Here is a 24949-nt window from a genome sequence, read left to right as displayed (position 1 = left end):
GCTCGGCGCCAGCCGAAGCAGCAGCAGCTACGAGGCGGGCCCACCGCCAGCCGAAGCCGCGGCTACGAGACGGGCGCGGCGGCGCCGGCCGGGCCAGCCGGCTGCTTCACCAACTGCGGTCCCGCCTGCGCGGCCCCCGCGTCCGCCCGCCCCACCAACTCCGCCACCGGCAGGTCAGCAAGCCCCAACTGCCTTACTGATGCCAGCAGTTGATCGAGCTGCCCCGACCCCTTCGGCATCAACTTCATCAGCAGCGCCGACACCGTCAGGTTCTGCACGTCGGCCGTCGAGACCGAGCCGAGCATCTTCGTCAGGTCGTCCGTGAACGAGGCCGAACCGTCCAGCCAGGGCCCGGCCAGCGTCTGCGCCGTCTGCGAGTGCTGCATGAACCCGTCCACGCTCTTACCCAGCGAGATCGCCCCGACCAGCCGGTCGAAGAAGGCCGACTCGCCGCCCACGATGCTGATGTCAGCGCCCTCAAGGCCGGTCGCGATGACCGCCGCCTGCGCCTCGGCAACCTGCCGCTGCGCCTCGATGCCGGCGAGCCGTACGTCCTTGTCGGCGGCGAGCCGCAGCCGGTACTCCTCGTGCGCCCGCGACGCCTCGTCCAGCGCGGCCATCGCCGCGGCCTTCTCGGTCAGCCCCTCCGCCTCGGCCTTCAACTTTTCACCGATGGCCGCAGCCTCAGCAAGCGCCTTCTCGCGCACCCCGTCGGCCTCCGCCTTCAGCCGCGCCGCCATCGCCTCGGCCTCCGCGCGGCCGGCCTTCTCGATGACCTCCGACTCCTTGTCCCGCACCTGCACGGCCGCCAGCCCCTCGGCCGCCGCCTCCGCCTGGATGCCCTCGGCGAGCCGCATCTTGGCCCGGGCGTCCATGTCGGCGGTCTTCGTACGGGCCTCGGCCAGCGTCAGTTCCTCGGCCGCCCGGTGCTGCGCCGCCTGCTCGGCCGCCTCGGCCGCCTTGATGTCCTTGACCAGTTGTTCCTGCGCCTCGGCCTCGGCCGCGATGACCACGGCCTGCCGCTGCCGCTCGGCCTCCTCGACCGCCCGCAGCCGCTTGATCGACTCCTCCTGCTCGGCCACCGTACGGTCCACGGCGATGCGCTCCCGCACCACCTCGGCGATCTCCCGGCGCTCGGACTCCACCTCCTTCTCGGCGGCGATCCGGGTCAGCTCGGTCTCCCGGTCCCTGGCGATGACCTCCAGCAGCCGGTCCTTCTCGATCCGCTCGTTCTCGATGGCGATGACCCGCTCCCGGTTCTTCTGCGCCACCGCCACCTCGCGCGCCTGGTTCTCGCGCTGGATGCCAAGTTGCTCCTCGGTCTTGAGGAATGCGCCCTGCGCCCGCAGCCGCTCCTCCTCCATCACCCGCGCCGTCTCGGCCTCCTCGCGCGCCCGTACGGTGTCCACCTCGCGCTTCTGCTTGATCTCGGCGTCCGCCTGCCGCCGCTCCAGCTCCAGGATCGCTTCCCGGGCGTCCACGTTCTGCCGGGTGATCTCCTTCTCCTCGTTGCGCTGGAACTCGTTGGTGCGCACGTGCTCGACCGCGGTCAGCTCGGTGATCTTGCGGATGCCCTGGGCGTCCAGGATGTTGTGGCTGTCCAGTTGGGCCAGCGGCGTCTGCTCCAGGTGGTCGATGGCCGCGTCTTCCAGGCTGTAGCCGTTCAGATCGGTGCCGATGACCTCGATGATCCGATCCCGCAACTCTTCACGCTTGGTGTACAGGTCGGTGAAGTCGAGCTGCTTGCCGACCGTCTTCAGCGCCTCGGAGAACTTCGCGTTGAACAGCTCCTGCAAGGTCGCCTTGTCGCTGGCCCGGGCGGTGCCGATGGCCTGCGCGACCTTGATGACGTCCTCGACGGTCTTGTTGACCCGTACGAAGAACGAGATGCGGATGTCGGCCCTGATGTTGTCCCGACAGATCAGCCCGTCCCGGCCGGTGCGCGAGATCTCGATCGTCTTCACCGAGATGTCCATCACCTCGGCCTTGTGCAGCACCGGCAGCACGACCTGCCCGGTGAAGGTGACGTCCACCTTGCGCATCTTCGACACGATCAGCGCCTTGCCCTGCTCCACCTTGCGGAACAGTCGACTGATCACGAACAGCAAGGTCAACGCGATGAGCAGGACGACGGCGACGAACACGCCGATGCCTACCGTGATGGCATCCATGAGAAGTCCCCCGAGAGAGAAGTACGTACGCGGGTGTGGGTGTGGGGTGTGTCAGTGGGTGTGCGTACGCGGGTGTGGGTGGGTGTACGTGGGTGGGTGTGGGTGTTTCGGTGCTGTGGGGGTGTCGGGTGTGGGGTGTCGGGTGTGGGGTGTGGGTGTGCTGGCGCTGTGGCTGTGGGTTGCTCGGTGTGCCAGCGCCGCGCGGACCGAAGAGGTCAGCAGGTCAGAGGCCAGACGTCAGGCGTCGGGCGGCAGGCGTCGGGCGGCAGCGCCAAGAGCCGGGGACCAGCTACCCCCGTCGAGCCAGCCACCCTCCAGAGGCAGCCAGCCCGCAGCGCCGGTCACCCCGCAAAGGGCAGCCACTCCGCCGTATCAGCCGCGCGGATCGAGTGCCGCGTCGAACGGGGCGACCCAGAAGAACTCGCCCAGGTCGTCGTACGCGTACAGCAACCCCGTACTGCCGAGTCCGAGCCGGTCGCCGTCCTGCTGCCGCACCTGCACCAGCGCCGTGGAGCCGTCCGTGGCGGTGACCTCGGCCTGACCGAACCGCGCGTCCACCCGCCCCGTGCGGATGGTGCAGGTCAGGCCGATGAAGTCCTGCCGGGACGGCCCGGGTTCGTCGGGGAAGAGCCGGGCCAGTGGCCCGACCAGGCGGCGCGTCAGCCACCAGGCGCAGAAGATCGAGGCGCCGAACAGGGTTGCTTCGAGCGAGAGCAGCGGCGCGCCGGGCATCCCCGAGTCGGCGAGCAGCACCGATCCGGTGAAGCTGAACAGCCAGCCGAAGACGACGAACAGCGAGAACGAGACGGCCACCGGCACCCCGCCGAGGTGGAGCGCGTCGGCGTTGACGTCCGTGTCGAAGGAGTCGTGTTCGGCGCCGCCGACCAGGACCAACAGCCAGAAGCCGACGACCACCATCAGGGCCGCGCGGAACACCACGGTCGGCAGACCGGCGGCCCCGCTCAGGAATTCGCCCATGGTCAGCCCCCTCCGTCGCGGCGCCCCCCGCCGGCCGCGGCAGTGTCGTGCCCCGCGGGCCGCAGGGCCGCGCTCCACGTCGGAGCGCGACCCAAGGGCCGCGGAGCGTTCCTTTCCGTCCACCGGCACCAGTTGATCTCGTTCGTGCCGGCCACCCCATTGTGACAGCCGCGCGCGCGAGCCCACATTGCCGGTGACCGGCAGTCTTTACGGGTTCTTAATGCCGGTCGCGTGCCGCCACCCTGCCCCGTGTCACCCTTGTTTTCCGCGCGCCACCAGGGAACGAGGCCGCGCGAGGAGCGGAGGAACGATGGCCGAGCGCGACATACCCGAGGACTACCTTGCGGGCTGCGCGGAGATCCTGACCAGCGCGTGCACGACCGGCCGGCGGCTGGTCAGGGACGAGCTGGAGGCCCTGCGCGAGCGGGGCGAACGCGCCGCGGAAGCGGGCATCGGGCTGCGGACCCTGGTCCACGCCCACCTGACCACCGCGCAGGCCGTCCACCCGCAGGTGTCGCAGGCGGACGCCGGCCACCTGCTGGCCGCCCTCACCCAGGCAGTCGACGCGTTCGCGGAGGGCCACGAGCGGGCGCAGCGGCTCGCGGTGCGGCGCGAGGAGGCCGCGCGCCGGGAGTTCATCGACGACCTGCTGTACGGGCGCAGCGACCTCGGCCGGCTCGCCGAACGCGCCGAACGCTTCGGCCTCCTCCTCGCACACGCGCACGCGGTCGCCGTGGCGCAGGGCCCGGAGCCGTACGACGACGGCTATCCGGTGACCCGCAGAATCGAATCCTCACTGCTGGCGAGGTTCGGCGACCGGCGCATCCTGCTCACCACCAAGGACGGCCGCCTGATCTGCATCGCGCCCAGCGACGAACCCGACGTGCTCCAGTACTTCGCGAAGCAGGCGTACGCGGCGACCGACGGCGGGCGGGTGGCGATCGGCCGGGCCCACCCCGGCGTCGGCGGCGTCGTACACTCCTACGAGGAGGCCCTGAACGCGCTCGACCTGGCCGCCCGGGTGAACCTCGACGATCCCGTACTGCACGCCGCTGACCTGCTGGTCTACCCGGTCCTCAGCCGCGACCGACAGGCCATGACCGACCTCGTACGGACCGTGCTCGGCCCCCTCCAACAGGCCCGCGGCGGCGCCGGACCGCTCCTGGAAACCCTGGTCGCCTACTTCGACACGGGGTGCGTGGCCGCGGTGGCCGCCCGCCGCCTGTCCCTGAGTGTGCGCGCCATGACGTACCGCCTCGACCGCATCCACAAACTCACCGGCGCCGACCCCAGCGACCCGGTCCACCGCTACACCCTCCAAACTGCCGTGATCGGCGCCAGGTTGATGGGGTGGCCGGAGGAGGAGGCTTGGGGGGAGGCGGGGTAGGCGCTGGCGCGCGGCCTGGGCATGGGGGTGGGGTGAGGTGCGGGGGGTGGGGTGGAGTTGGAGTGGGGTTGGAGTGGGGTTGGAGTGGGGTGCGGTGGCGGGTGGCTGGCGCGCCGGGTTGGGTGTGTGTCCGTCGGTTCTCCGCCGGAGGGGGTGCGGGCGGCTGATTTTCCCGTACTGTGCGGCGCACGCGGTGGGTTGGGGTGGGGGTACGGGGTTCGTGGTTCGGTATTCGTGGTTCGGTAATCCTGGTTCGGGGAGTGGGTCACGGTTCTGGGGTGCGCTTGCGGCTGCGGCGAGCCGAGCGGTAGGCGGCGAAGCGGGGCGCGGCGGCACCGAGGCCGAGACCGAGACCGAGATCAAGGCAAGGGTCGGAATCGAGATCGAAGCCGCGATCGGAATCGGGCACGCACCAAACTTCTACACTGCTGTAGATTTAATCCGACAGTCGACGCAGGGCATCAGGGGAAGGACACGTCGTGGGTGTTTCGCTGGCCAAGGGTGGCAACGTCTCGCTGAGCAAGGAGGCCCCGGGCCTGACGGCCGTGGTGGTGGGCCTCGGCTGGGACGTGCGGACGACCACCGGGACGGACTACGACCTCGACGCCAGCGCGCTGCTGTGCAACGACAGCGGCAAGGTCGCCTCCGACCGGCACTTCATCTTCTACAACAACCTGACCAGCCCCGACGGTTCGGTCGAGCACACCGGCGACAACCTCACCGGTGAGGGCGACGGCGACGACGAGGCGGTCAAGGTGAACCTCGCCGCGGTCCCCGCCGACATCACGAAGATCGTCTTCCCGGTCTCCATCCACGACGCCGAGTCCCGCGGCCAGAGCTTCGGCCAGGTCCGCAACGCGTTCATCCGCGTGGTCAACCAGGCCGACGGCGTCGAACTCGCCCGCTACGACCTCTCCGAGGACGCCTCCACGGAGACGGCCATGGTCTTCGGCGAGCTGTACCGCAACGGCGCGGAGTGGAAGTTCCGCGCGGTGGGCCAGGGTTACGCGTCGGGCCTGGCCGGCATCGCGGCGGACTTCGGCGTCAACGTCTGACGAAGCGGGTGAGGGGCGGAGGCTGCCGGTACGACAGCCACGGACCCGCGGACGACTGCGGGCCCAAGCCCCGGCGCCCCACCGCCCCCTCACCCTGGCGGGCCACCAACCCGCCCCGGGCTGCGTCCTCCCCTCCCGGAGCAGCCAGCCCACCCCATACGGGGCTGCCCGGACCCGCCCCCTGGCCGGGCAGCCCTTTCCCCTGGCGGGGGGCTGTGGAGAAAATGGGGCGGGGTCACCGTTCCGGACAGGTCAGTTCCGGCCTGGCGCGATTTGGCGAACAACACACCAAGGCCAGGGACAGGAACGACGGCTGTTCGAGGTAACAGCCGTAGGACACGTCGCCGCCCCACGCGAGTTGCTCGGCAGCGGATTCACCCAGCCGTGCAAGCCGCGTCAGATCATGGTCCCCTCCGGAAGCGAACCGGGGTACGTACTCAGCAAGCCGTTCCCGCAGCCAATCCGCAGCTTCTTTCGGCTCCTCCCACGTACTTCGAATCAACGCCCTCGGCTTGATCAGCCAGTACGCCGTCTCAAGCGGCGGAAGGTCCACAACGGGGAAAGATGACTTCACTTCGCGATACCGCTGCATCAATTCTGGCCTGACCTCTGGCGGCGGAGCATCAGGATGGGGAGGCCGTCGCAGCGCTTCCTCGTCGAAGCGTTGCTTCGAGCCGGTCCACAGATAGCCGTGGTGGTGCAACTTTCGTTCCCGTTCAGCGCAGAGGGACGAGGGGAAATGCCCGACCGGCCCCGGCTCCCGACGAGCATCGGACCAGAGCCGGCGGACACCGACAATGGCCGTCAGGCCGAGTTACCGAAGCGCACCGGGTCAATGCCCGCCGCATTCAATTCGGCGGTGGTGAACCGCAACGGCTCCGCCCCGGGCCGCTTACTGTCACCCAACGCCCAGGCATCGGGCCCAATCTGCGCCAGCGTGGCGCAGGATTCCCCGTCCGGATGCGTGTTACCTCCACACGCGCTACGGAACGTGACTCCGTCGATGGGCAGGCTGTACAGGTCGGTTCCTGGCATGGGTGTGCCTTCCTGTGAGGTCGGAGACGAGAATGCGCAGAGCTGGCATCGGCTCCGCTTCTGCGACAGGTCGATCGGTTGTTCAGCCACACGGGGTAGGAATCCCGGCTGAATGAGGACCTGATTCGTCCGCCACCCTGGCGGGCCTTTCCACCCGTGGATTCTCGGTTCGATCGACATGGAGACATCATCGAACCGGCAGGGTGCGAAACCTAACCAGTTTCCTGTTGCCGCAACAGGTCGTCTCTAACCTTCTCCAGAAAGGCTCTCAGCTCGCCCCCGACGATCGCACTCTCGGCGAACCCATCGAACTTTGCCAGATAGAGGGAAACATCTTTTGGGTCAGTAACCACTATTTCAGCGTGTACCGTCTCCACCGACACAGCACGGTCGTCTCTGACGACGAAGGCATGGTTAGGAATATCGCGCTTGGGCCCGGCCAGGGGCACGACCATGATCTGGACATTGGGTAGCCGGGACAGGCTGATCATCCTGTCCAATTGACCAGCCATGACGAGCGGCGGCACGATAAGCCAACGCAGCACCGGCTCCGTGATGACGAACTGGAGAGTCTTGCTTGTGTCGTACAACACCTGCTGTCGCTCCAGGCGGGCGCTTATCGTGCGCCGCACGGATTCCTCAGTCAGGTCGTCGTGACGGGACAGAATAGACCGCATGTACTCCGGAGTCTGGAGTAGACCCGGCATCAAAGCTGGTTGGAACAGTCGCAGGATGCTCATACGGGCCTCAATGGCCTGTAGCTGCTTCTGCGCCTTGTGTAGCCCCGCTCGCTGGATCAGGCGCCATGCCGTGGCTTCTGTGGCAGCCGCCCGCGCTGCCTCCATGTATTCCGCTTTGGCGTCATCTGAGACACCGATAGCTGTCAGGATTCGATCTACGTCGTCAGCACTTGGGGCGAGCTTCCCAGTTTCGATCTTGCTTAGCTTGCTAGCGGACATGACAGCGCTGCGGGCCACCGCCTTCGCTTCCTTGCAAGAGGCTTGTCGTAGCACCCGCAACGCTGTGCCCAGCTCAGAACGGTTCACTCTCGGTACTTTGCCCACCAGTCAACGAACGGCACGGCATGGGCCAGGGCCTTGTCCCGGTAGGCGGCGTACTCAGGCCCTCGCTCTCCCGACAACACCTCGCTCCCGATGAAGTCGCCTTCCTCCCCGTAGTGCAGGGGAGCCGCAGCGGTGGAGTCGAAGAGCCAGAAATCCCCGACATTGGGCAAGGGATTGCCGCGATCTGTCACATCGAGGATGAAGAACTCCTCGCCCGCCGTGGCGTTCGTGACATATCCCCAACCGAGCTCGAAGCGCAGGTAGGGGGTCAGGGGCCGCGTCAAAATGTGGACGCGATAGACACGTCGCCCGGCGTCCACGTGGGCTTTGACCTCGTCGAGCCAGTCAGCGTTGTAATCGACCGGCTTCTCCCGACCTTCGCAGAACAGGCGATACGCATCTACGCTGCCCGACTTGCTGTAGTCATCCAGGGTCTCCAGCCGAAACGCCTCGGTGGCGAACTCATCGAAGAGGGCCCCCAAGTCCTTAGCCAATACGGCCACCGAATGCCTTCCTGATGAGATCCATCGGGATCTCCACGAGTGATTCGTGCACCGGGATCGTCAGACCGTGATCCGCAGGAGTCTCCCCCTGCACAAGGACTGTGTCCCGATCAGTTTTGTAGATGGTGGGGCAGTCCTTCTTGTCGCATGACGTCGCAAGCAAGGTGACCTTCACTGTCTTCCCTTCCTCGTGGCCAAGTGCCTGTCCGATCATTCCGAGCGCACAGCAAGGGAAGCAAGGGTGCAGAGTTGCACGAACGGGAAACCGAGACGCAGCGTAGCTGTTCGCACACCGCTCTAGAATCGGACGCATGTTCTCTACCGCACACCATGTTTGAGTCCTGAACCGAGCCTCTGGTGGGCAGCGGATGCCATGCCCATGAACCAGCAAGCACTACTACGGAGCTCCGTATGCGCGCTCCGCGTGCGGGCATTGGCGCGGGAACCAGCGGGCCACCCACGAAGTCGCCTCTAACCTGGAGGGCCCACCATCGCACTACTGGCGGTGGGCGAGGGCACTGCTGCGACCGCTCCGGCGGGGCCTGCCCCTCCGCGCCCGACACGCCGGCGCGGTCACATGACGACGTGGCGATGACCATCGCTCACGGCCTGCCGAACTAACCCACCAGACTCGCTGGCCAACGGCGTACGAACTCCCTGAACGGCACCGATTCCGCGAGCGCAATGCGCTGGTACGCGACGTACGGTTCGACGTCTCCCTCGTACAGTTCCCGGCTGATCTGCGTCCCGTCCTCCGCGTAGTTCATGAGGACCACCTCGGACTGATCAAAGAGCCAGAAGTCCTGCACGCCTTCAAGGGGGTTGGGCCGGTCCGTTACGTCGAGGATGCGGATCGCGTCGCCGGCGGCTTCATGCACGTCGTAGTACATGAACTCGAACCGAAGGTAATCCGTCAGGGGCCGCGTGACGATGTGTACGCGCCCTTTGGAACGCCCCTCTGCCCTGATCCGCTTCAGGCCCTCGGTGTATCCGGAAGAGTAATTCTGCGCATCCAGCCGCTGCCCGGCCAGGAACTCCCGAATATCCCCGTCCTCACTCGGCACCCGATACCAGGGCAGCGTCTCCAGCCGCCACGCCTCCCGCTTGAACCCCTGAACCTTGGCGGTCCAGTCCTCACCGTCCAAGAGCACGTACGGCCTCCTTATCAGTCGGCGTTGCAGTCAGCCGGCTTCTCCCGACCTTCGCGAAACAGGCCGTACGCCTCCACGCTGCCCGACTTGCCGTAGTCGTCCAGGGTTTCCAGCCGGAATGCCTCGGTGGCAAAACTGTCGAAGAGCGTGCTCAGGTCCTTGGCCAAGCCGATCACCGATCACCATCTTGATGGGACCAGGGGTGCCATGGCGGCTTCCGCCGCCTGCCTCTTCCTCGCGGTGAGGTTCCCCCTCTTCTCGCTCTAGGCAACCGGACAGCTACAGACAGCGGTACCGTGTCGATCTCAACCCCTCTCAACTCCTGTCAATTTAGGGGAGATCCATGGGTGATCAGGCGCCTAACGAAAAGCTGCAACGGTTGGTCCGTCAGGCCGAGTGGACGTACGAGCAACTGGCCCGAAAGGTCAATCAGGTAGGCACCGAGCGGGGGACCAAGCGGTCCTACAGCTCACAGGCGGCGTGGCTGTGGGTGAAGAAGGGTGTGGTGCCGCGCGATCAAGCATCGCGATCACTCGTAGTAGAGGCCCTGGCCCGAGGTCTGGGCCGCTCCCTCACCTGCGCGGACGCCGGCTTCCCGGAGCCTGAGGATAGCTCGCACGCGCGTACGGGTACTGATGTGGTGGACGAGTTGATTGACCTGGGGAGGGTGCAGGTGGATGCAACACGACGACGCGCATTAGGAGTGGGTCTCTTCTCGGTCGCCCTCACGATTCCGGGATGGTCGGAGGTCGCCGGTCGGGCACATGCGGTTCAGAGCAACCCGCACGCGCACATCGGACAGGCCGAAGTCGACTCAGTCAATGCGATGGTCAATCACCTACGAAACATCGACGGAGAGTTCGGCGGCCAGTACGCCCGCCCGATGGCAAGTGCCTTCCTCACCAACACTGTCGTTCCGTACCTCAGGGCATCCGCCTCTTCGGACAGCCGCCAAGCGATGTTGAGTTCCGCGTCAATGTTCTGCTATTTCACCGGTTGGATGGCGATGGACGAAGGGCTCCATGGCCTTGCTCAACGGTATTACGTGAAAGGGCTGGAGCTTGCCGGAGCCGCAGGTGATCACACGGCATACGGTCACATTCTCCGTGGCATGTCCGTACAGGCAGCCAACCTGGGCCATGGCCTAGCAGCCGCCAGGTACGCCAACGCCGCCGCGGCATCCGTGGTGGAACCCACACCTCGCAAGCGTGCGTTCATGACTGGCCAACAAGCACACGGCTACGCCATGGTGGGAGACAAGCAGTCCGCCTTGCAAAGCCTCCGCGAGACGGAACGAGCCATGGACCAGGCAAGCAGTCCCACCAGCTATGTGACGGGTGGCTACAGCGTTTCTACTGTTGCCTACCACGTGGCCCAGGTGCGCTATGAAATGGGCGACATCAAGGGCAGTGTGTCGTCTCTCCACGATCACTTCAAACTACGTGGTCCCTCAGACAGCAATCGCTCGGGCCTGATGTTCCGCGGCCTTCTAGCCGAACGCCAACTAGCCGTCGGCCACCTGGACGCCGCGTGCGCAACGTGGAATCGCGTATTGGACGACTACCCCACCATGCACTCAAACCGAGTCGATGACCGGGTAAGGTCCGCCGTCAAACACCTCGCCCCCCACCAAGCCAACAACACCGCCCGCCACACCCGCGACCGGGCGCGGGCGCTGCTTGCGAAGCGTGGCGTCTAACCGTGGAACTGCCGGATAGTGCCGTAAGGCGGGTCGAGTGACCTCGGGAGGATGCACGTGGATGCAACACGACGTGCTGTCGTGGGGGCGGGGATCGCCTCCGTAGCACTCACCATTCCTGCATGGCACGACGGGACCGGACGGGCGCACGCGGTTCAGGTCAATCCACACGCGCGGATTGGCCAGGCCGAAGTGAGTTCAGTGAATGCGATGATCGATCGGTTGAAGGTCATCGACGGAGAAGTGGGTGGTCAGTACGCCCGCCCGATGGCAAGTGCATTCCTGACGAACACCGTGGCCCCATACCTCCGTGCGACGGCTACGGAATCCGTCCGTAAGGCGATGCTGACGGCAGCTTCGATGGCTTGCTACTTCACCGGGTGGATGGCGATGGACGAGGGTGCGCATGGTCTCGCCCAGAGGTACTACGTCAAGGGATTGGAACTCGCGGGCGCGGCTGACGATCACATGGCGTACTGCCACATCCTCCGCGGCATCAGCGTGCAGGCAGCCAACCTGGGCCATGGCGCCATTGCCGCCCGATACGCAAATGCCGCCGCTGACACGGCCCCGATCTCGACCCCCTATATGCGAGCCTTCATGGCTGGCCAGCAAGCGCACGGTCATGCACTCGCCGGCTCCAAGGGGTCCGCCATGGAATGCCTGCACGAAACGGAACGAGCACTCGACAAGCTCACGAGTCCAGGCGGGGCCCATGGCGGCTTCAACTACTCGACGCTGGCGTACGCGACGGCGCAGGTGCGCCATGAACTGGGTGACACCAAAGGCAGTGTGGAGTCCCTTCACGAGCACTTCAAACTGCGTGGGCCTGGCGAGAGTCACCGCTCGGGGTTGATTTTCGGAGGACTGTTGGCCGAGCGGCAGTTGGCAATTGGCCACCTGGACGCCGCGTGCGCTACGTGGAATCGCGTACTCGATGACTACCCGGCGATGCATTCGGGCCGCGTGGACGACCGAGTCCGGTCCGCCGTCAAATGCCTGGCCCCCCACCAAGCCAACAACACGGCCCGCCACACCCGCGACCGAGCACGGGTTCTGCTTGCGCAGCGGGGCGTCTAGCTCGCAGCACGGGAGACGGCCCACCGTCGGCCCTAACGTGGGAGGCAGCACGCCCGATCGCGGGTTGTTGCTGGCTCTGTGACCTGGGGTGATGCATTACCGGCGGATCGCTGCAAAAATGCTGCCGCGAGGGGGTGGCAATATGCGTGTGACCTGGGGTTTTACCCTCGGGGTCGTCATCAGCCCTGGAGGGCTCGCAACCCGTACGTGACCGGGGCCTTTCGTCCTGGGCGGCCCGGTCGTCATCAGCCCTGGAAGGCTCGCAACCGTGGATCGAGCGCACGTTGCCCACCGCGGACCACGGTCGTCATAGGCTCTGGAGGGTTCGCAACATGAGCTGCTGGGTCTGCTCGGCATCCGTTGGGGTGGTCGTCATCAGCCCTGGAGGGTTCGCAACGCTTGGGTGCCGAACAACCCGACCGCCGCTGCTTCGTCGTCATAAGCCCTGGAGAGTCCACAACACCCCCCCGCAAAGCACCCGCACCCACCCCCCCACCCCCAGCTCACAACGAAGTAGCCGCCTTCAACACCACAATCAGTGCCACCGCCGCGTTCAGCGAGGACAGGGCTGAGGCTGCCGTGCCCGCTGCTGCGATGAGGGCCGCTGCGTAGAGGGAGCCGTCTGCGGGGGGCCACAGGCGGGTTGGGGGGACGGGGGAGAGGAGGGCTGCGATGCGGCGGGGGATGGGGCCGGGGGTGGTCGTGCTGGCGAAGCCGGCGATGCCGGGGGCCGGGGCGGGGGCCGAGAGGAGGGCCGCCTTGCCGACCGCCGTGGCCACCACGCGCCGGTTGCCCACCTCGCGCGCCGCCTCCTCGTCGGCCCAGCGTTCCGCGCTGAACGACACCGCGGTCCACAGCGGGCGCAGGAACGGGTTGGCGCTCGCCGTCAGTCGGGAGGCCAGCAGGTAGCGGTGGTGGCGGGCGGCCAAGTGGGCCCGTTCGTGGGCGATCAGCGCCTGGCGCTCGGGTTCCGTCAGACCGGCCAGCATCGTGTCCGAGACCACGACCCGGCCCGCGCCTGAGCTGCCCGGTAGTGCGTACGCGTACGGCAACTCGTCCGGCAGGACCGTTACTTGGGGGAGGGCCGTTGCTGGGGGGCGGGTGGGCGTGGTCTCGCCCCGTACCCCCGTGGCCTCATCCGTATCCTCATCGCGTACGACCGCCGCCGTGGTCTCCGGGCGGCCGGGCGTCGTGGTGCCCCCGGCGGAGGCGGCCTGGTGCTCAACCGGCCCGTCCGCCACCACGGACCGACCCGTCACCGCAGCCCCCACTGCCGCAGCCGATCGCCCCCCTGGAGCAGAGCACTCCGCAGATTCCAACCCCTCCCCGGAAGTCGAACGCCCCGCCACCGCAAGGGATTTCGCAAGCTCAAGGCTCTCGCCCGGCGCCGGCTGTGCCGGCAGGCCCTCCAGGGCTCGCCAGGCCGCGCCCCGTACCCGGTAGTGGCGCCAGAGCGTCGCGCCGCAGGCCGTCGTGACTGCGGCCAGGACGGCGATCGCTGCGAAGCCCACGTTCTCGTCGTACGGGACGGCCGCGCGGACCTCGGGGGCCGCCCAGCCGTCGGGGAGGGGGTTGCCGGGGACCTGGGCGGTGCCGACCACTACCAGGAGGGCCAGGCAGAGCGTGCTGCACACCGCGAGGATCGCGCCGACCGCGGTCAGCAGGACGGTCGCGGTGCGGGGGTGCAGGCGGCGTTCGGCCAGGCGCGATATCGGCCACGCCGTCAGCGGCAGCACCAGTGGCAGCACGACGAAGACTCCCACCTCACGGCTCCTGTTCCTGGGGGGTGTCGGGGAACACCGGGGCGCCGCCCGGTACGTCGCCGAGCGGCGCGTCAGCGGGGTCCTGCGGGGCGAGCGCGGCGGTCACCCCGTCCGCACCCGTACCGTGCAGCAACTCCCGTACCAGCCGTTCGTCCTCGGCCGACAGGCCCGACACGAAGCTGGCGAGTACGGCGTCACGGTCGCTGTGGCCGTCGAGTACCCGGCGCATCCGCTGCGCCGCGAGGCCCGCCTCGTCGGCCGCGGGGGCCCACAGGAACGAGCGGCCCGCGCGCCGTCTCGTCACGGTGTGCTTGCCGTGCAGACGGGTCAGGATCGTGACGACCGTGGTGTACGCGAGGTCGCCGCCGAGCGCCTGCTGCACCTGGGCCGCGGTCACCGGCTCGCCGGCTCCCTGCAACACCCGCATCACCTGTGCCTCCAGTTCCCCCTGGCCGCGCCGCCGGCCGCGCTGCGCCGCAGCTCGGCCTTCGCCCTCGACCTCGTCCCTGTCGTCACCCACCGGTCTGCTCCTTCCCGCGCCGCCGGCCCTCGGGCGGGCCCGGGCCCCCCCCCCCGCCCCCCCCGCCGGCCCCCCCCCCCCCCCCCCGGGGCGGGGCCGCCGGCGGTGACCCCGGCACGGGCCACCGCCTGGCACACGGGCGGACGCGGGCGCGCAGCCACCGGCCGCGACGCGCCGCAGGTCACGACGGGTCGGGCGTCACGAAGCGCTGGGGGCGGTGGCCGCGTCGGGCGGTTCGGGGGCGGGGGACGCGACGACGGGTGGTTCGGGGGACGGTTCGGCAAGCGGCTCGGCGACGAGCGAAACGGCGGGGGCGGGGGCGACTGCGGGGCGGCGGCCCGGCGGGCAGCCGGCGATCTTGCGGAGCGCGGCGAACGTCTCCTCGGGCTGGTCCATCACGAACAGGTGCCCGCCGCGCACCCAGCGGGTGTCCCGGGCGGCCAACTGGTCGGCGAGTTCGGTGAGCACGAACGGCGGGCTGGTCCGGTCCTCCGTGCCGCCCAGCAGATGGACCGGCGCCGGCACCGGTTCGGGCGCCCAGCCGGCCGTGCCGAGCGCGGCCAGGTCCTGCCGCAGTTCGGGCAGCAGCATCCGGGCCACCACCTCGTCGGGCACCCCCAGGTCCGGCACGATGCCGTGCGATCTGGCCACCGCCAGGAGCGAGGGGTCGTCGAGCCCGGCGACCTGGCAGACGGGCGGCCCTGGCCGCAGCGGCGCGGAGAGCACGAGGTGCAGGGTGGCCGGCCAGCGGGCCGCGTGCCGCAGGGCCATTCGGTGGGCGACGGCCGCGCCCAGGCTGTGGCCGAGGACGATGCCCGGCCCGGCGAGGTCTTCGGCGAGCAACTGCGCGTAGTGGTCGGCGAGTTCGTTGAGGTCGGGCGCCTTGCCGTCGTCCTGCTCGGCGGGTGGCTGGGCGGCGACCACCGTCCAGTCCTCGGTGACCTGGCGCACCAGTCCGCTGAAGGACCTGGCGGAGCCGCCCGCGTACGGCAGGCACACCAGGCGGAACGGGCCGCCCTCGCGCAGGACCAGCCGGTCCGGTCCTGCCCTCATCGGACGACCCCGCTACCCGGTGCGGGTGTCCGGTGCCGCGCGGGCCCGGACGGGGTGGATTCGTGGCCCGGACAGCCGATGGCGCCCGGGGTGTTGCCTATGACCATGCTGGTTTCCGTGTCGCTAGCTGGGGTGGGTTGCTGGGTGTTGGTCTGACCTGGTGCGGCCCGCCGGCCTGGGGCGCGGCGGGCCCGGTGTGGCGGGGCGCCTCGCGCCCCGGATGGTCCGACCTCCGACTGCTGACCGACGGGACCGGCCCCGCTGGGTGGGTGTACCGGCCGAGTGGGTGGCCCCGCTGGGTGGATGACCTCGCTGAGTGGATGACCTCGCCGAGTGGGTGGCCGGTTGGGTGTCCCCGCCGGGTGGGTGGCCGGTTGGCCGGTTGGGTGGGGGCCGGTTGGGTGGGTTGGCCAGTTGGCGGCGGGCCCGCGGCCCCAGGGCCCCGCGCGCACCCGCGTCCGCCCGGCTGGGCGTGGCGAGCAAACTACAAAGAACCGTCGCCCATGTTCAATAGCCGTCCGATGCGTTGTCCGCCCCTGGCCAGGGGTGCACAGGAGCGGGCCGGGGGCTCGCATCATCCGCGATCCGCCGGCACACCCAACCGGCCGGCCCACCCACGACCGGCCGCTTCACCCACCAACCACCTTCTCCCACACGGGAGTTGACCGCCACGAAAAGGCGGCAAAGCCTCGTACCGTAAACCGTCCACCCGCCCCGCCGTGCCACCACGCGCCACCGAGCGCCCCCGCCGCGCCCGTCTCGTAGGACGGAACGCCCCCAGCCAGCCACTGCCACCGCACCACCGTCCGACCAGCGCGGGCGGCGTGGTCGCGGCGTCGCGGCCTCGCGCGGCCCGGGGCTCAGCCGGTCGGGCCGAGGCGCATCCGGACCTCCATCTCCTGGTCGCCGGGGACGGCCTCTTCGGCGGCCACCGAGAAGTGCCGGCCGAGGACGTCGCGTACCTGGTGGATGGGGGGTTCCGTGCCGTAGAGATCGACGTTGACCGGCTCCGTGAGGCGGGAGGCGGGGGCCTGTGCGCCGGGTTCGCGGGTGTCGACCGTCATCGACCACACCACGGGCCGGTCGGACTGGGTGTCGACGGGCCGCCCCCCGTCCGGCCACTCGTCGGCCGCGGTCGCCGGGAAGGCGGCCCGCAACACCCGGAACACCGCGTCCGCGTCGTCCCAGTCACACCCACAGACGTGCACACCCACCCGCGCCGAACTCTGTTCCGTGCTCATGGCTGTCGGGTAGCCCCTGCGGCCCACTCAAAACCGGCCCCTGCGCCAGGATCGCGCAAGGGCCGCGCAAGGACCGCCCCACCCACCCCGCTGACCAGGCGCACCCACCCTGGCCCGGCCACCACCGGCGGGCGACAATGGGGCCCGCCGCCCGGACCTGCCGGGGTCGGCGCGTACGGACACGACGCATACGGACACGGGGCTGCCGGACCCGGGGGCGGGGGCCGGTGGGGGCGAGGGGGAGCCATGCTGAGCGACGGCGGCGCCGGGCCGGGGATCGACGCACCGTACCCGCCTGCCGCGCGCCGGCTGCGGTCCGAGTCGCGGCTGTTGCGGATCAGCGCGTACGTGCTGGCGGTCGTCGCGGTCGCGCCCGCGGCGGCGGCCCTCGCCCTGGACGCCCCGCGGTGGCTGGTGCTGGTCCTTGCGGCCGGCTGGCTGCCGCTCCAGGGCGCGGCGGCGTGGCTGGCCTTCAGCATCGCCTTCCGCAAGCTGCCGGCGGTCCACACCGCGCCCCGCACCGCCATCGTCACCGGCCTGACCAGCGTGGAGACCGAGAGCGGCGGTTACGAGCTGGTCGCGGTGGAGGTGGTGGCGCCTGCTGGGCCGGAGGTGGTGGGGGTGTCTGAGCCTGAGGTGGCGGAGGCTCCCGGGCCTGAGGGGGCGAAGGTGACGGAGGCTCCCGGGCCTGAGGGGGCGAAGGTGACGGAGGCTCCCGGGCCTGAGGTGGGGGTGGCACCGGGTGCCGGGGCGGACCCGGCCTACGGGGCACCGGCCCCCGCCACGGCGAGCGGCCCCGTCGCGGCGGTCGATGGACCGTCCGGCCCCGCGTCCGCCCGCCGCTTCACCACCGTCATCGCCGATCGCGTCCACCCCGACCACCTGCCGCGGTTCGCGGTCGGCAGCCGGTGGCAGGTGCTCCAGTTCCGACACAGCACGCGGCGGGTGGTGCTGGCCGCGGACCACGAGGACGTGCTGCGCACGGGTTACGACCTCGGCGGCGTACGGCTGGGCGCGGAGACCGGCGGCGGCACCGGCTACGGCTCGGAACTGCTGGCCCGCGGCTTCCGCACACCACCGGCCCGCTGACCCCACCCACCCGGGCCGCCCGAACCCGAGCCACCCACGCCGTCCTGGCCACCCGAACCACCCACACCCGGGCCACCCGAATCCCCCAGCCCACCCACACCGTCCGGGCCACCCGAACCCAGCTCACCGAGCCCGCCCGCGCCCGGGCCACCGAGCCCGCCCGTGCCCGGGCCACCCGAACCACCCACATCCGGGCCCCCCGAATCATCTGCACCGCCCGGGCCATCCGGACCCGGCTCACCCAGCCCACCCGGGCCCGGCTCACCCGAACCACCCGCGCCCGGCCCACTCGGGCCACCCACACCACCCCGGTCCCCCACGCCCCGGTCCCCCACACCCCGCCTGACGACGTACAGCACGGCAGCGACCGCCCCGAGGACCACCGCGAGGGCGAGGGTGACGGCGACGGACGGGTTGGTGTAGCCGGGGACGAGGACCGTGTGCGAGCCGCCGCCCTCGGCGCGGCAGACCATCCGGAGCGGCACGAAGTCGCCGTGGAACGACTCCACCCGCCGCGCCCCGGCCGCCTTCACGCAGGCCCTGGCGATCTCCGCCCGTTCGGCGAAGGCCACGTGCAGGCAGCCCCACAGGTACAGGCCGAGCGAGGCCGCCGCGGACAGCAGGGCGAGGTCACGGCAGGCCGCGGCGGGCGGGCGCCGGCGGCGTTGCATGAGCGTCACGCACAGATACGTGACCAGCCCGGCCAGGACGACGGGACCGGCCAGCAGGACGGTGATCAGCACCGTGCCGTCATGCGTCTGGTACGGATCGGATGCCGACACGAGCACACCCCCGGGCACGAACACACCCCCTGAACAGCACGACTCCCACGCCGAGGCACCCTACCCACCCCGCCCCGGGCCCACCACACACCGGGGCCGCCCCGGCCGAACCCCTCCACCACACCATGACCGGCGACAACGGCGGGAACGGAGAACTCCGGTCCGGACCAGGCCCATTGTCACGCGCAGCGCACGGGGTACTCGGCGGGCGGGCCGCAACCGGTCAGAACTCGTAGTTGGCGATCAACGCGTTGCCGGCCACGTCGTACACCGAGACGAAGCCCTGCTCGGAGTTCTGCCACCGGTCAAACGCCTCGGCGAGGGCGGTGGCCGAGGCCATGCTGTTCTCCACCGGCGTCATCCCCCCGTTGATGTCCGTGGAGACGTACGCATTGCCGGTCTCCTCGTCCCACTCCCCGATGATGTTCAGCACGCGGGTCACGGCCTCACGCTGGCGCGGCGTTCCGTGGTCGTCGACCCAGGCCCGGAAGTCCTCGGCGTTCTTCTTCGACCGTGCCTCGTCCGGGTCGGCGGGAAGAACCTCCTGAATGCGCGAGGAACTGTCGGGCGTGGTCTCGGTCCACTCGCAACCGGCCGCGAGGCCGACGGCGAGAAGCACGGCGAGGGCTGAGGCGGCGGAACGTGCTGAGCGCGGGCGCATGTCGACGCAACTCCTTGTCGGACTAGCCACGCCCCGGCGCGGGGCCGGGGCGTGGCATGAATACGGCATCCAACTGCGGTGAGAAACTTACGGCGATCTCATTTCGGTGTGGCTCAAAAGGGTTTACCTTCCTTCCCTGCCCCGTCGCTGACGAGTTGCCTGCGGTGGAGCAGGAATGCGGCAACACCGAAGGCCAGGGCGAGCGACAGGGTGACGACTACGGACGGGTTGATGTAGTCGGGGATGAGGACGGTGTGAGTGCCTCCGCCCTCGGTGCGGCACACGAGTTGGAGCGGAACGAAGTCGCCGTGAAACGCTTCCACTCGCCGTGCCCCCGCACCCCCAGCCTTTCCGCACTCGTTGCCGATCTCCTGCCGCTCACGAAAGACGACATGCGCGCAACCCCACAGGTACAAGGCCAGCGAGGCGGCGAGGGACGAGAGGGAAAGGTCGCGATACGCCGTGACCAGCGAGTGACGGCGTAACCGCGTGAGCGACGAACACAGGTAGATGACGAGCCCTATCAAGGCAGCAGGGCCAGCCAGCATGATGGCGGCGAGCGCCGCAATGTTGTGTACCTGGTACGGATCGGATGCCGGCATGGACGAGTCAGGACTCCCGGATGACGCGGTTGTGCTTTTCGACGATGGCGTACAGGGGCATCCGCAGCGTTGGATATAACGACGCCCCCAGCCGTCAAGCCGATGCACGCAGGGCCGACTCATTCAGCAGACACACACAGCAATCACCTTATGCACGCAGAGCAGGAAAGGACGGGACCGGGGCGAACCTTGGCCGGTTTACGGCAACACGGTGAAGCCGCTTCTACCGCTCGCTCACATCCCGTTCGATGCGCGATCTGCACAGAACTCGCGAGATCCGACGTAGGCGCATTGGGGGGCCAATCACCGGAGCGTGGCTCAAACTACGCAGCCGGCATGCCGCTGAGCCTCCTTGGCGCGGCCACCCGCCCCGCAGCGCGCCCCGCGGGAAGGCCGCCGCCCGTGGAGCCCCCTCACCGTCTCCGGTCGCCCGCCAGCACGGCCGCGTCCCCCCGGTCCGCCGGACGCAAGTACTCCAGCAGCACCCGGCGCAACTCCCGGGCGGCGCGTGGCGGGGCCACGTCCTTGCGGTGGGCGACCGCGATGGTGCGGGTCATGGCCGCGCCGGCGAAGGGCGTGATCCGCAGGCCGGCGCGGGCCGCCACCATGCCGGGCACGACGGCGATGCCGAGGCCCGCGCGCACGAAGCCGAGTACGGCGTCCATTTCGCCGCCCTCCACGGTCAGGGTGGGTTCGAAGCCGGCCGCCCGGCAGGCGGCCATCGTGAATTCGCGCAGGTCGTAGCCGCGCCGGAACATGGCGAGCGGCTTGCCGCGCAGGGCGCCGACCCGTATCGGGGGGCGGGCGCCCGCCGGGGGCAGGGAACTGGGCGAGGAGACCACGACCAGTTCCTCGTGCAGCAGCTCGGTGGTGGCCAGGGCCGGGCCCTGGCTGGGTTGCGGGCTGATGATCAGGGCGAGGTCGAGTTCGCCGGCGCCCAGCGTGCGGACCAGGTCCTGCGACCCGTCCTCGTCCACCAGCAGGTCCACGCCCGGGAACTCGTCGTGGAAGCGGCGCAGCACGTCGGGCACCAGGCTGGCGCAGAGGCTGGGCGGGGCGCCGAGCCGGACCCGGCCGCGGCGCAACTGCGCCACCTCCTGCACCTCGCGCCGGGCGGTCTCGGTGTCGGCCAGGATCTGCCGGGCCAGCGGCAGCAGCGCCGCGCCGGCGTCGGTGAGGGTGATGTTGCCGCGGGCGCGGTGGAAGAGGTCGGCGCCCAGCTCCCGCTCCAGGGCCCGGATCTGTTGCGAGAGGGACGGCTGTGCCACGTGCAGCGCTTCCGCGGCCCGCGTGAAGTGCCGTACGTCGGCCACGGCCGCGAAATACCGGAGCTGTTGTAGCTGCATGCTCGGATGATAGCCAGCGGCTATGGGAACAAGCTCTTTCATGTCTTGGACTGATGGCACGGGGTGTCTTTAGCGTCGGGTGTCATGGCACTGGCAACCCGGGACCGCGCCCCGTCCCTCATCGGCTCTGTATGGCGGTCGACCGTCGGCAAGAAGACGATCATGGCCGTCTCGGGTGCGATCATGCTCGGCTATCTGATCGCCCACCTCGCCGGCAACCTCAAGGTCTTCTTCGGCGCCGACGACTTCAACGGCTACGCGCACTGGCTGCGCACCATCGGCGAGCCGATCCTGCACCACGGCTGGTTCCTGTGGCTGGTGCGGCCGGTGCTGCTGGCCGCGGTGGTCCTGCACGGCATCACCGCGTACCAACTCAGCCGCCGCGACCTAGCAGCCCGCCCGCAGAAGTACGTGCACCAGCGGACCCAGCAGAGCTACGCGACGCGCACCATGCGGTGGGGCGGGGTGATCCTCACCCTCTTCATCATCTGGCACATCCTGGACCTCACCACGCTCACGGTGAACGAGCGGGCCGAGTCGGGCCACCCGTACGAGAACCTCGTGGCCTCCTTCAGCACCTGGTACGGCAACACGATCTACATCACCGCCATGGTCGCCGTCGGGCTGCACGTCCGGCACGGCCTGTGGAGCGCCGCACAGACCCTCGGGGTGGCCAGCGCCCGCCGCACCCAGACCCTGAAGATCGCATCGAACGGCCTGGCACTGGTGATGACCTGCGGATTCATCTCCATCCCGGTGAGCGTGATGCTCGGATTGGTGGACTGACATGGCTGACACGACCCCCGACACCCGGCCGAGCGCGACGCCGGCCCCGGCCGGCGCCCGGGCGAACCCCACCCCGACGGGCACCGCCACCCCGACGGACACAGCCACCCCCACCGCCCCCGGCGGCGACTACACCGCGTACGGCATCGGCCTGCCGCTGGTGGACGAGAAGGCGCCGGGCGGGCCGATCGAGGACCGCTGGAAGACCCGCCGGTTCGAGGCGAAGCTGGTCAACCCGGCCAACCGGCGCAAGCACACGGTCATCGTCGTCGGCACCGGGCTCGCCGGCGGCGCGGCCGGCGCGACGCTGGCCGAACAGGGCTACCACGTCGTGCAGTTCTGCTACCAGGACTCGCCGCGCCGCGCCCACTCCATTGCCGCGCAGGGCGGCATCAACGCCGCGAAGAACTACCGCAACGACGGCGACTCGGTGCGCCGGCTGTTCTACGACACCGTCAAGGGCGGCGACTTCCGGGCCCGCGAGTCCAACGTGCACCGGCTCGCCGAGATGTCGGTGGAGATCATCGACCAGTGCGTGGCGCAGGGCGTGCCGTTCGCCCGCGAGTACGGCGGGCTGCTCGACACCCGTTCCTTCGGCGGCGTGCAGGTCTCCCGCACCTTCTACGCCCGCGGCCAGACCGGCCAGCAGTTGCTGCTGGGCGCGTACCAGGCGCTGTCCAAGGAGATCGCGGCCGGGCACGTGGAGATGCACCCGCGGACCGAGATGCTGGACCTGATCGTGATCGACGGCCGGGCCCGCGGCATCGTCGCCCGCGACCTGCTGACCGGCAAGGTCTCCACGTACCTCGCGGACGCGGTGGTGCTGGCCTCCGGCGGGTACGGCAACGTCTTCTACCTGTCGACCAACGCCAAGAACTCCAACGCCAGCGCGATCTGGCGGGCGCACCGGCGCGGCGCCTACTTCGCCAACCCGTGCTTCACCCAGATCCACCCGACCTGCATCCCGCGCTCGGGCGACCACCAGTCCAAGCTGACGCTGATGAGCGAGTCGCTGCGCAACGACGGCCGGATCTGGGTGCCCAAGGCACAGGGCGACACCCGCCCGCCGGCGCAGATCCCGGAGGACGAGCGGGACTACTACCTGGAGCGGATCTACCCGGCGTTCGGCAACCTGGTGCCGCGCGACATCGCCTCGCGGGCCGCGAAGAACGTGTGCGACGAGGGCCGCGGCGTCGGCCCCGGCGGCCAGGGCGTCTATCTGGACTTCGCCGACGCCATCGCCCGGCTGGGCCGGGGGGCGGTGGAGGAGAAGTACGGCAACCTCTTCGAGATGTACGAGCGGATCACCGCGGAGAACCCGTACGAGGTGCCGATGCGCATCTACCCGGCCATCCACTACACGATGGGCGGCCTGTGGGTGGACTACGACCTCCAGACCACGGTGCCTGGCCTGTTCGCGGTCGGCGAGGCCAACTTCTCCGACCACGGTGCCAACCGGCTCGGCGCGTCCGCCCTGATGCAGGGCCTGGCCGACGGCTACTTCGTGCTGCCGGCCACCATCAACGACTATCTGGCCCGGCACCCGCACGAGGTGGTGGACCGGGACCACCCGGCCGTGCACGAGGCGGTCACCGCCGTCACCGACCGGCTGTACGCGCTGCTGTCCAACAACGGCGACCGCACCCCGGACTCCTTCCACCGGGAGCTGGGCGAACTGCTGTGGGACGAGTGCGGCATGGCCCGCACCGAGACCGGGCTGCGCAAGGCGCTGGAGCGCATCCCCTCGCTGCGCGAGGAGTTCTGGCGCCGGATCAAGGTGCCGGGCAGCGGCGAGGAGCTGAACCAGGCGCTGGAGAAGGCCAACCGGATCTCCGACTACCTGGAGCTGGCCGAGCTGATGTGCCTGGACGCGCTGCACCGCAACGAGTCCTGCGGCGGCCACTTCCGCGAGGAGAGCCAGACCGAGGGCGGCGAGGCCAAGCGGCTCGACGAGTCGTTCTCGTACGCGGCGGCGTGGGAGTTCACCGGCACCGGCCAGGCGCCGGTGCTGCACCGCGAGGCCCTGGAATTCGAGTACGTCCACCCCACCCAGCGGAGTTACGCATGAGGCTCACCCTGCGCATCTGGCGCCAGACAGGCCCCGCCGAGCCGGGGGCCATGACCAGCTACGAGGTGGACGGGATCAGCGAGGACATGTCGTTCCTCGAAATGCTCGACCACCTCAACGAGGAACTGATCCTCGGCGGTGACGAGCCGGTCGCCTTCGACCACGACTGCCGCGAGGGCATCTGCGGAGCGTGCGGCATGGTCATCAACGGCCAGGCGCACGGCCCGGAGCGCACCACCACCTGCCAGCTCCACATGCGGCACTTCAACGACGGCGACACGATCGACATCGAGCCGTGGCGGGCGTCGGCCTTCCCGGTCGTCAAGGACCTGGTGGTGGACCGCTCGGCGTTCGACCGGATCATCGGCTCCGGCGGCTTCATCTCGGCCCCCACCGGCAGCGCGCCCGACGCGCACGCGACGCCGGTCCCCAAGGCCGCCGCCGACCTGGCCTTCGAGAACGCGGAGTGCATCGGCTGCGGCGCGTGCGTGGCGGCCTGCCCGAACGGTTCGGCGATGCTGTTCACCTCGGCCAAGGTGGTGCACCTGAACGTGCTGCCGCAGGGCGCCCCGGAGCGCGAGAGCCGGGTGCTCGACATGGTCGGCACGATGGACGCGGAGGGCTTCGGCGGCTGCACCAACACCGGCGAGTGCGCCACGGCCTGCCCGAAGGGCATCCCGCTGCCGACGATCGCCGCGATGAACCGCGAGTACCTGCGCGCAACCCTGAAGGGCGGCCAACGCCGCACCACACACTGACCCACCCACCGGGCCACCCGGCCCCGTACGACCGAACCACCCCGCCGCGCCGGGCGCGGCGCCCCGGGCACCGGGGGGGCCCAGCGGGGGCGGCCCCGGGCCCCCCCCCGCCCCGGGGGGCCGGGGTGGGGGCCCCGGGGCGGTGGGCGGGGGGGGG

At 69.7% G+C, this 24949-nt stretch carries 25 protein-coding genes and 2 pseudogenes; 8 read left to right on the top strand and 19 right to left on the bottom strand.

Annotated elements, in window-relative coordinates:
• Window positions 1-62 precede the first annotated feature (62 nt).
• Window positions 63-2171: an SPFH domain-containing protein gene (locus AAHZ94_RS03920; protein WP_349990538.1), complete on the bottom strand. Its 2109-nt coding sequence runs from the start codon at window positions 2169-2171 to the stop codon at window positions 63-65.
• Window positions 2172-2543: 372 nt separating this feature from the next.
• Window positions 2544-3149, bottom strand: a complete 606-nt coding sequence (locus tag AAHZ94_RS03915; protein WP_349990536.1) for a hypothetical protein — start codon at window positions 3147-3149, stop codon at window positions 2544-2546.
• Between the two features lie 310 nt (window positions 3150-3459).
• Between AAHZ94_RS03915 and AAHZ94_RS03910 the strand changes: the two genes are divergently transcribed.
• A complete protein-coding gene (locus AAHZ94_RS03910; RefSeq protein WP_349990534.1) occupies window positions 3460-4536 on the top strand; it encodes a PucR family transcriptional regulator in 1077 nt (358 codons plus the stop codon).
• A gap of 265 nt (window positions 4537-4801) precedes the next feature.
• Here AAHZ94_RS03910 and AAHZ94_RS03905 read toward each other — a convergent pair whose 3' ends face one another.
• Window positions 4802-4945 carry a hypothetical protein gene (locus AAHZ94_RS03905; RefSeq protein WP_349990532.1) on the bottom strand — a complete coding sequence of 48 codons (144 nt, stop codon included), beginning with the start codon at window positions 4943-4945 and terminating at the stop codon, window positions 4802-4804.
• Between the two features lie 70 nt (window positions 4946-5015).
• Here AAHZ94_RS03905 and AAHZ94_RS03900 point away from each other — a divergent pair, with 70 nt between their 5' ends.
• Complete coding sequence (locus tag AAHZ94_RS03900; RefSeq protein ID WP_349990531.1) at window positions 5016-5591, top strand: TerD family protein; 576 nt, start codon at window positions 5016-5018, stop codon at window positions 5589-5591.
• A 235-nt stretch (window positions 5592-5826) separates the two neighbouring features.
• Here AAHZ94_RS03900 and AAHZ94_RS03895 read toward each other — a convergent pair whose 3' ends face one another.
• The 7 genes from AAHZ94_RS03895 to AAHZ94_RS03865 all read right to left on the bottom strand — a co-directional run bounded on the left by AAHZ94_RS03895 (window position 5827) and on the right by AAHZ94_RS03865 (window position 9520).
• A complete protein-coding gene (locus AAHZ94_RS03895; protein WP_349990529.1) occupies window positions 5827-6294 on the bottom strand; it encodes a hypothetical protein in 468 nt (155 codons plus the stop codon).
• A 101-nt stretch (window positions 6295-6395) separates the two neighbouring features.
• Window positions 6396-6626 (bottom strand): DUF397 domain-containing protein, encoded by a 231-nt coding sequence (locus AAHZ94_RS03890; protein ID WP_349990528.1) that lies wholly within the window; start codon window positions 6624-6626, stop codon window positions 6396-6398.
• Between the two features lie 212 nt (window positions 6627-6838).
• Complete coding sequence (locus tag AAHZ94_RS03885) at window positions 6839-7672, bottom strand: helix-turn-helix domain-containing protein (RefSeq protein ID WP_349990526.1); 834 nt, start codon at window positions 7670-7672, stop codon at window positions 6839-6841.
• A complete protein-coding gene (locus tag AAHZ94_RS03880; RefSeq protein ID WP_349990524.1) occupies window positions 7669-8193 on the bottom strand; it encodes a DUF6879 family protein in 525 nt (174 codons plus the stop codon). Before AAHZ94_RS03880 ends, AAHZ94_RS03885 begins: the two co-directional genes overlap by 4 nt.
• Window positions 8177-8368, bottom strand: a complete 192-nt coding sequence (locus tag AAHZ94_RS03875; RefSeq protein ID WP_349990522.1) for a hypothetical protein — start codon at window positions 8366-8368, stop codon at window positions 8177-8179. The genes AAHZ94_RS03880 and AAHZ94_RS03875 overlap by 17 nt, the downstream gene beginning before the upstream one ends.
• Window positions 8369-8810: 442 nt before the next feature.
• Window positions 8811-9344 carry a DUF6879 family protein gene (locus tag AAHZ94_RS03870; RefSeq protein ID WP_349990520.1) on the bottom strand — a complete coding sequence of 178 codons (534 nt, stop codon included), beginning with the start codon at window positions 9342-9344 and terminating at the stop codon, window positions 8811-8813.
• A gap of 14 nt (window positions 9345-9358) precedes the next feature.
• Entirely contained in the window at window positions 9359-9520 is a 162-nt protein-coding gene (locus AAHZ94_RS03865; protein ID WP_349990518.1) for a DUF6879 family protein, read from the bottom strand.
• Between the two features lie 167 nt (window positions 9521-9687).
• Between AAHZ94_RS03865 and AAHZ94_RS03860 the strand changes: the two genes are divergently transcribed.
• Window positions 9688-11043 (top strand): NsdA family TPR-like regulatory protein, encoded by a 1356-nt coding sequence (locus tag AAHZ94_RS03860; protein WP_349990516.1) that lies wholly within the window; start codon window positions 9688-9690, stop codon window positions 11041-11043.
• 48 nt (window positions 11044-11091) lie between these two features.
• Window positions 11092-12123, top strand: a pseudogene (locus AAHZ94_RS03855) (NsdA family TPR-like regulatory protein); the annotation flags it as partial.
• A gap of 503 nt (window positions 12124-12626) precedes the next feature.
• Here the strand turns inward: AAHZ94_RS03855 and AAHZ94_RS03850 are convergent.
• The 5 genes and pseudogenes from AAHZ94_RS03850 to AAHZ94_RS03835 all read right to left on the bottom strand — a co-directional run bounded on the left by AAHZ94_RS03850 (window position 12627) and on the right by AAHZ94_RS03835 (window position 16700).
• Complete coding sequence (locus tag AAHZ94_RS03850; protein WP_502964573.1) at window positions 12627-13526, bottom strand: M56 family metallopeptidase; 900 nt, start codon at window positions 13524-13526, stop codon at window positions 12627-12629.
• A pseudogene (locus tag AAHZ94_RS36325) lies at window positions 13518-13886 on the bottom strand (M56 family peptidase); the annotation flags it as partial. The pseudogene AAHZ94_RS36325 and the gene AAHZ94_RS03850, both read right to left, overlap by 9 nt.
• 1 nt (window position 13887) lies before the next feature.
• Window positions 13888-14406, bottom strand: coding sequence for a BlaI/MecI/CopY family transcriptional regulator (locus AAHZ94_RS03845; protein WP_502964572.1), 519 nt, complete (start codon window positions 14404-14406; stop codon window positions 13888-13890).
• 198 nt (window positions 14407-14604) lie between these two features.
• Complete coding sequence (locus AAHZ94_RS03840) at window positions 14605-15459, bottom strand: alpha/beta fold hydrolase (protein WP_349990510.1); 855 nt, start codon at window positions 15457-15459, stop codon at window positions 14605-14607.
• An 860-nt stretch (window positions 15460-16319) separates the two neighbouring features.
• Window positions 16320-16700 carry a hypothetical protein gene (locus AAHZ94_RS03835; protein WP_349990508.1) on the bottom strand — a complete coding sequence of 127 codons (381 nt, stop codon included), beginning with the start codon at window positions 16698-16700 and terminating at the stop codon, window positions 16320-16322.
• Window positions 16701-16946: 246 nt separating this feature from the next.
• Between AAHZ94_RS03835 and AAHZ94_RS03830 the strand changes: the two genes are divergently transcribed.
• Entirely contained in the window at window positions 16947-17789 is an 843-nt protein-coding gene (locus AAHZ94_RS03830) for a hypothetical protein (RefSeq protein ID WP_349990507.1), read from the top strand.
• Here AAHZ94_RS03830 and AAHZ94_RS03825 read toward each other — a convergent pair.
• The 4 genes from AAHZ94_RS03825 to AAHZ94_RS03810 form a co-directional block, all read right to left on the bottom strand.
• On the bottom strand, window positions 17738-18571 hold the full coding sequence (locus AAHZ94_RS03825; protein ID WP_349990506.1) for a hypothetical protein: 834 nt from the start codon (window positions 18569-18571) through the stop codon (window positions 17738-17740). The genes AAHZ94_RS03830 and AAHZ94_RS03825 overlap by 52 nt on opposite strands.
• Before the next feature lie 223 nt (window positions 18572-18794).
• A complete protein-coding gene (locus tag AAHZ94_RS03820; protein ID WP_349990505.1) occupies window positions 18795-19232 on the bottom strand; it encodes a hypothetical protein in 438 nt (145 codons plus the stop codon).
• A 113-nt stretch (window positions 19233-19345) separates the two neighbouring features.
• Window positions 19346-19834, bottom strand: coding sequence for a hypothetical protein (locus AAHZ94_RS03815; protein WP_349990504.1), 489 nt, complete (start codon window positions 19832-19834; stop codon window positions 19346-19348).
• A gap of 413 nt (window positions 19835-20247) precedes the next feature.
• The gene (locus tag AAHZ94_RS03810) at window positions 20248-21180 is read right to left on the bottom strand and encodes a LysR family transcriptional regulator (RefSeq protein WP_349990502.1); all 933 of its coding nucleotides are present in this window, start codon (window positions 21178-21180) and stop codon (window positions 20248-20250) included.
• 84 nt (window positions 21181-21264) lie between these two features.
• Here AAHZ94_RS03810 and AAHZ94_RS03805 point away from each other — a divergent pair, with 84 nt between their 5' ends.
• From AAHZ94_RS03805 to AAHZ94_RS03795, 3 genes are read left to right on the top strand one after another with little or no spacing between them, the layout of a single operon-like run.
• On the top strand, window positions 21265-21966 hold the full coding sequence (locus AAHZ94_RS03805; RefSeq protein ID WP_349990500.1) for a succinate dehydrogenase cytochrome b subunit: 702 nt from the start codon (window positions 21265-21267) through the stop codon (window positions 21964-21966).
• Window position 21967: 1 nt separating this feature from the next.
• A complete protein-coding gene (locus tag AAHZ94_RS03800) occupies window positions 21968-24034 on the top strand; it encodes a fumarate reductase/succinate dehydrogenase flavoprotein subunit (protein WP_349990499.1) in 2067 nt (688 codons plus the stop codon).
• The gene (locus tag AAHZ94_RS03795; protein WP_349990497.1) at window positions 24031-24792 is read left to right on the top strand and encodes a succinate dehydrogenase/fumarate reductase iron-sulfur subunit; all 762 of its coding nucleotides are present in this window, start codon (window positions 24031-24033) and stop codon (window positions 24790-24792) included. Before AAHZ94_RS03800 ends, AAHZ94_RS03795 begins: the two co-directional genes overlap by 4 nt.
• Window positions 24793-24949: the final 157 nt, after the last annotated feature.

Origin of the sequence: Streptomyces sp. HSW2009 (assembly GCF_040240285.1) — a bacterium.
Taxonomy (GTDB): domain Bacteria; phylum Actinomycetota; class Actinomycetes; order Streptomycetales; family Streptomycetaceae; genus Streptomyces.
The sequence above is the reverse complement of the archived record's forward strand: the minus strand, read 5'-3'. Positions and strand labels throughout refer to the sequence as shown.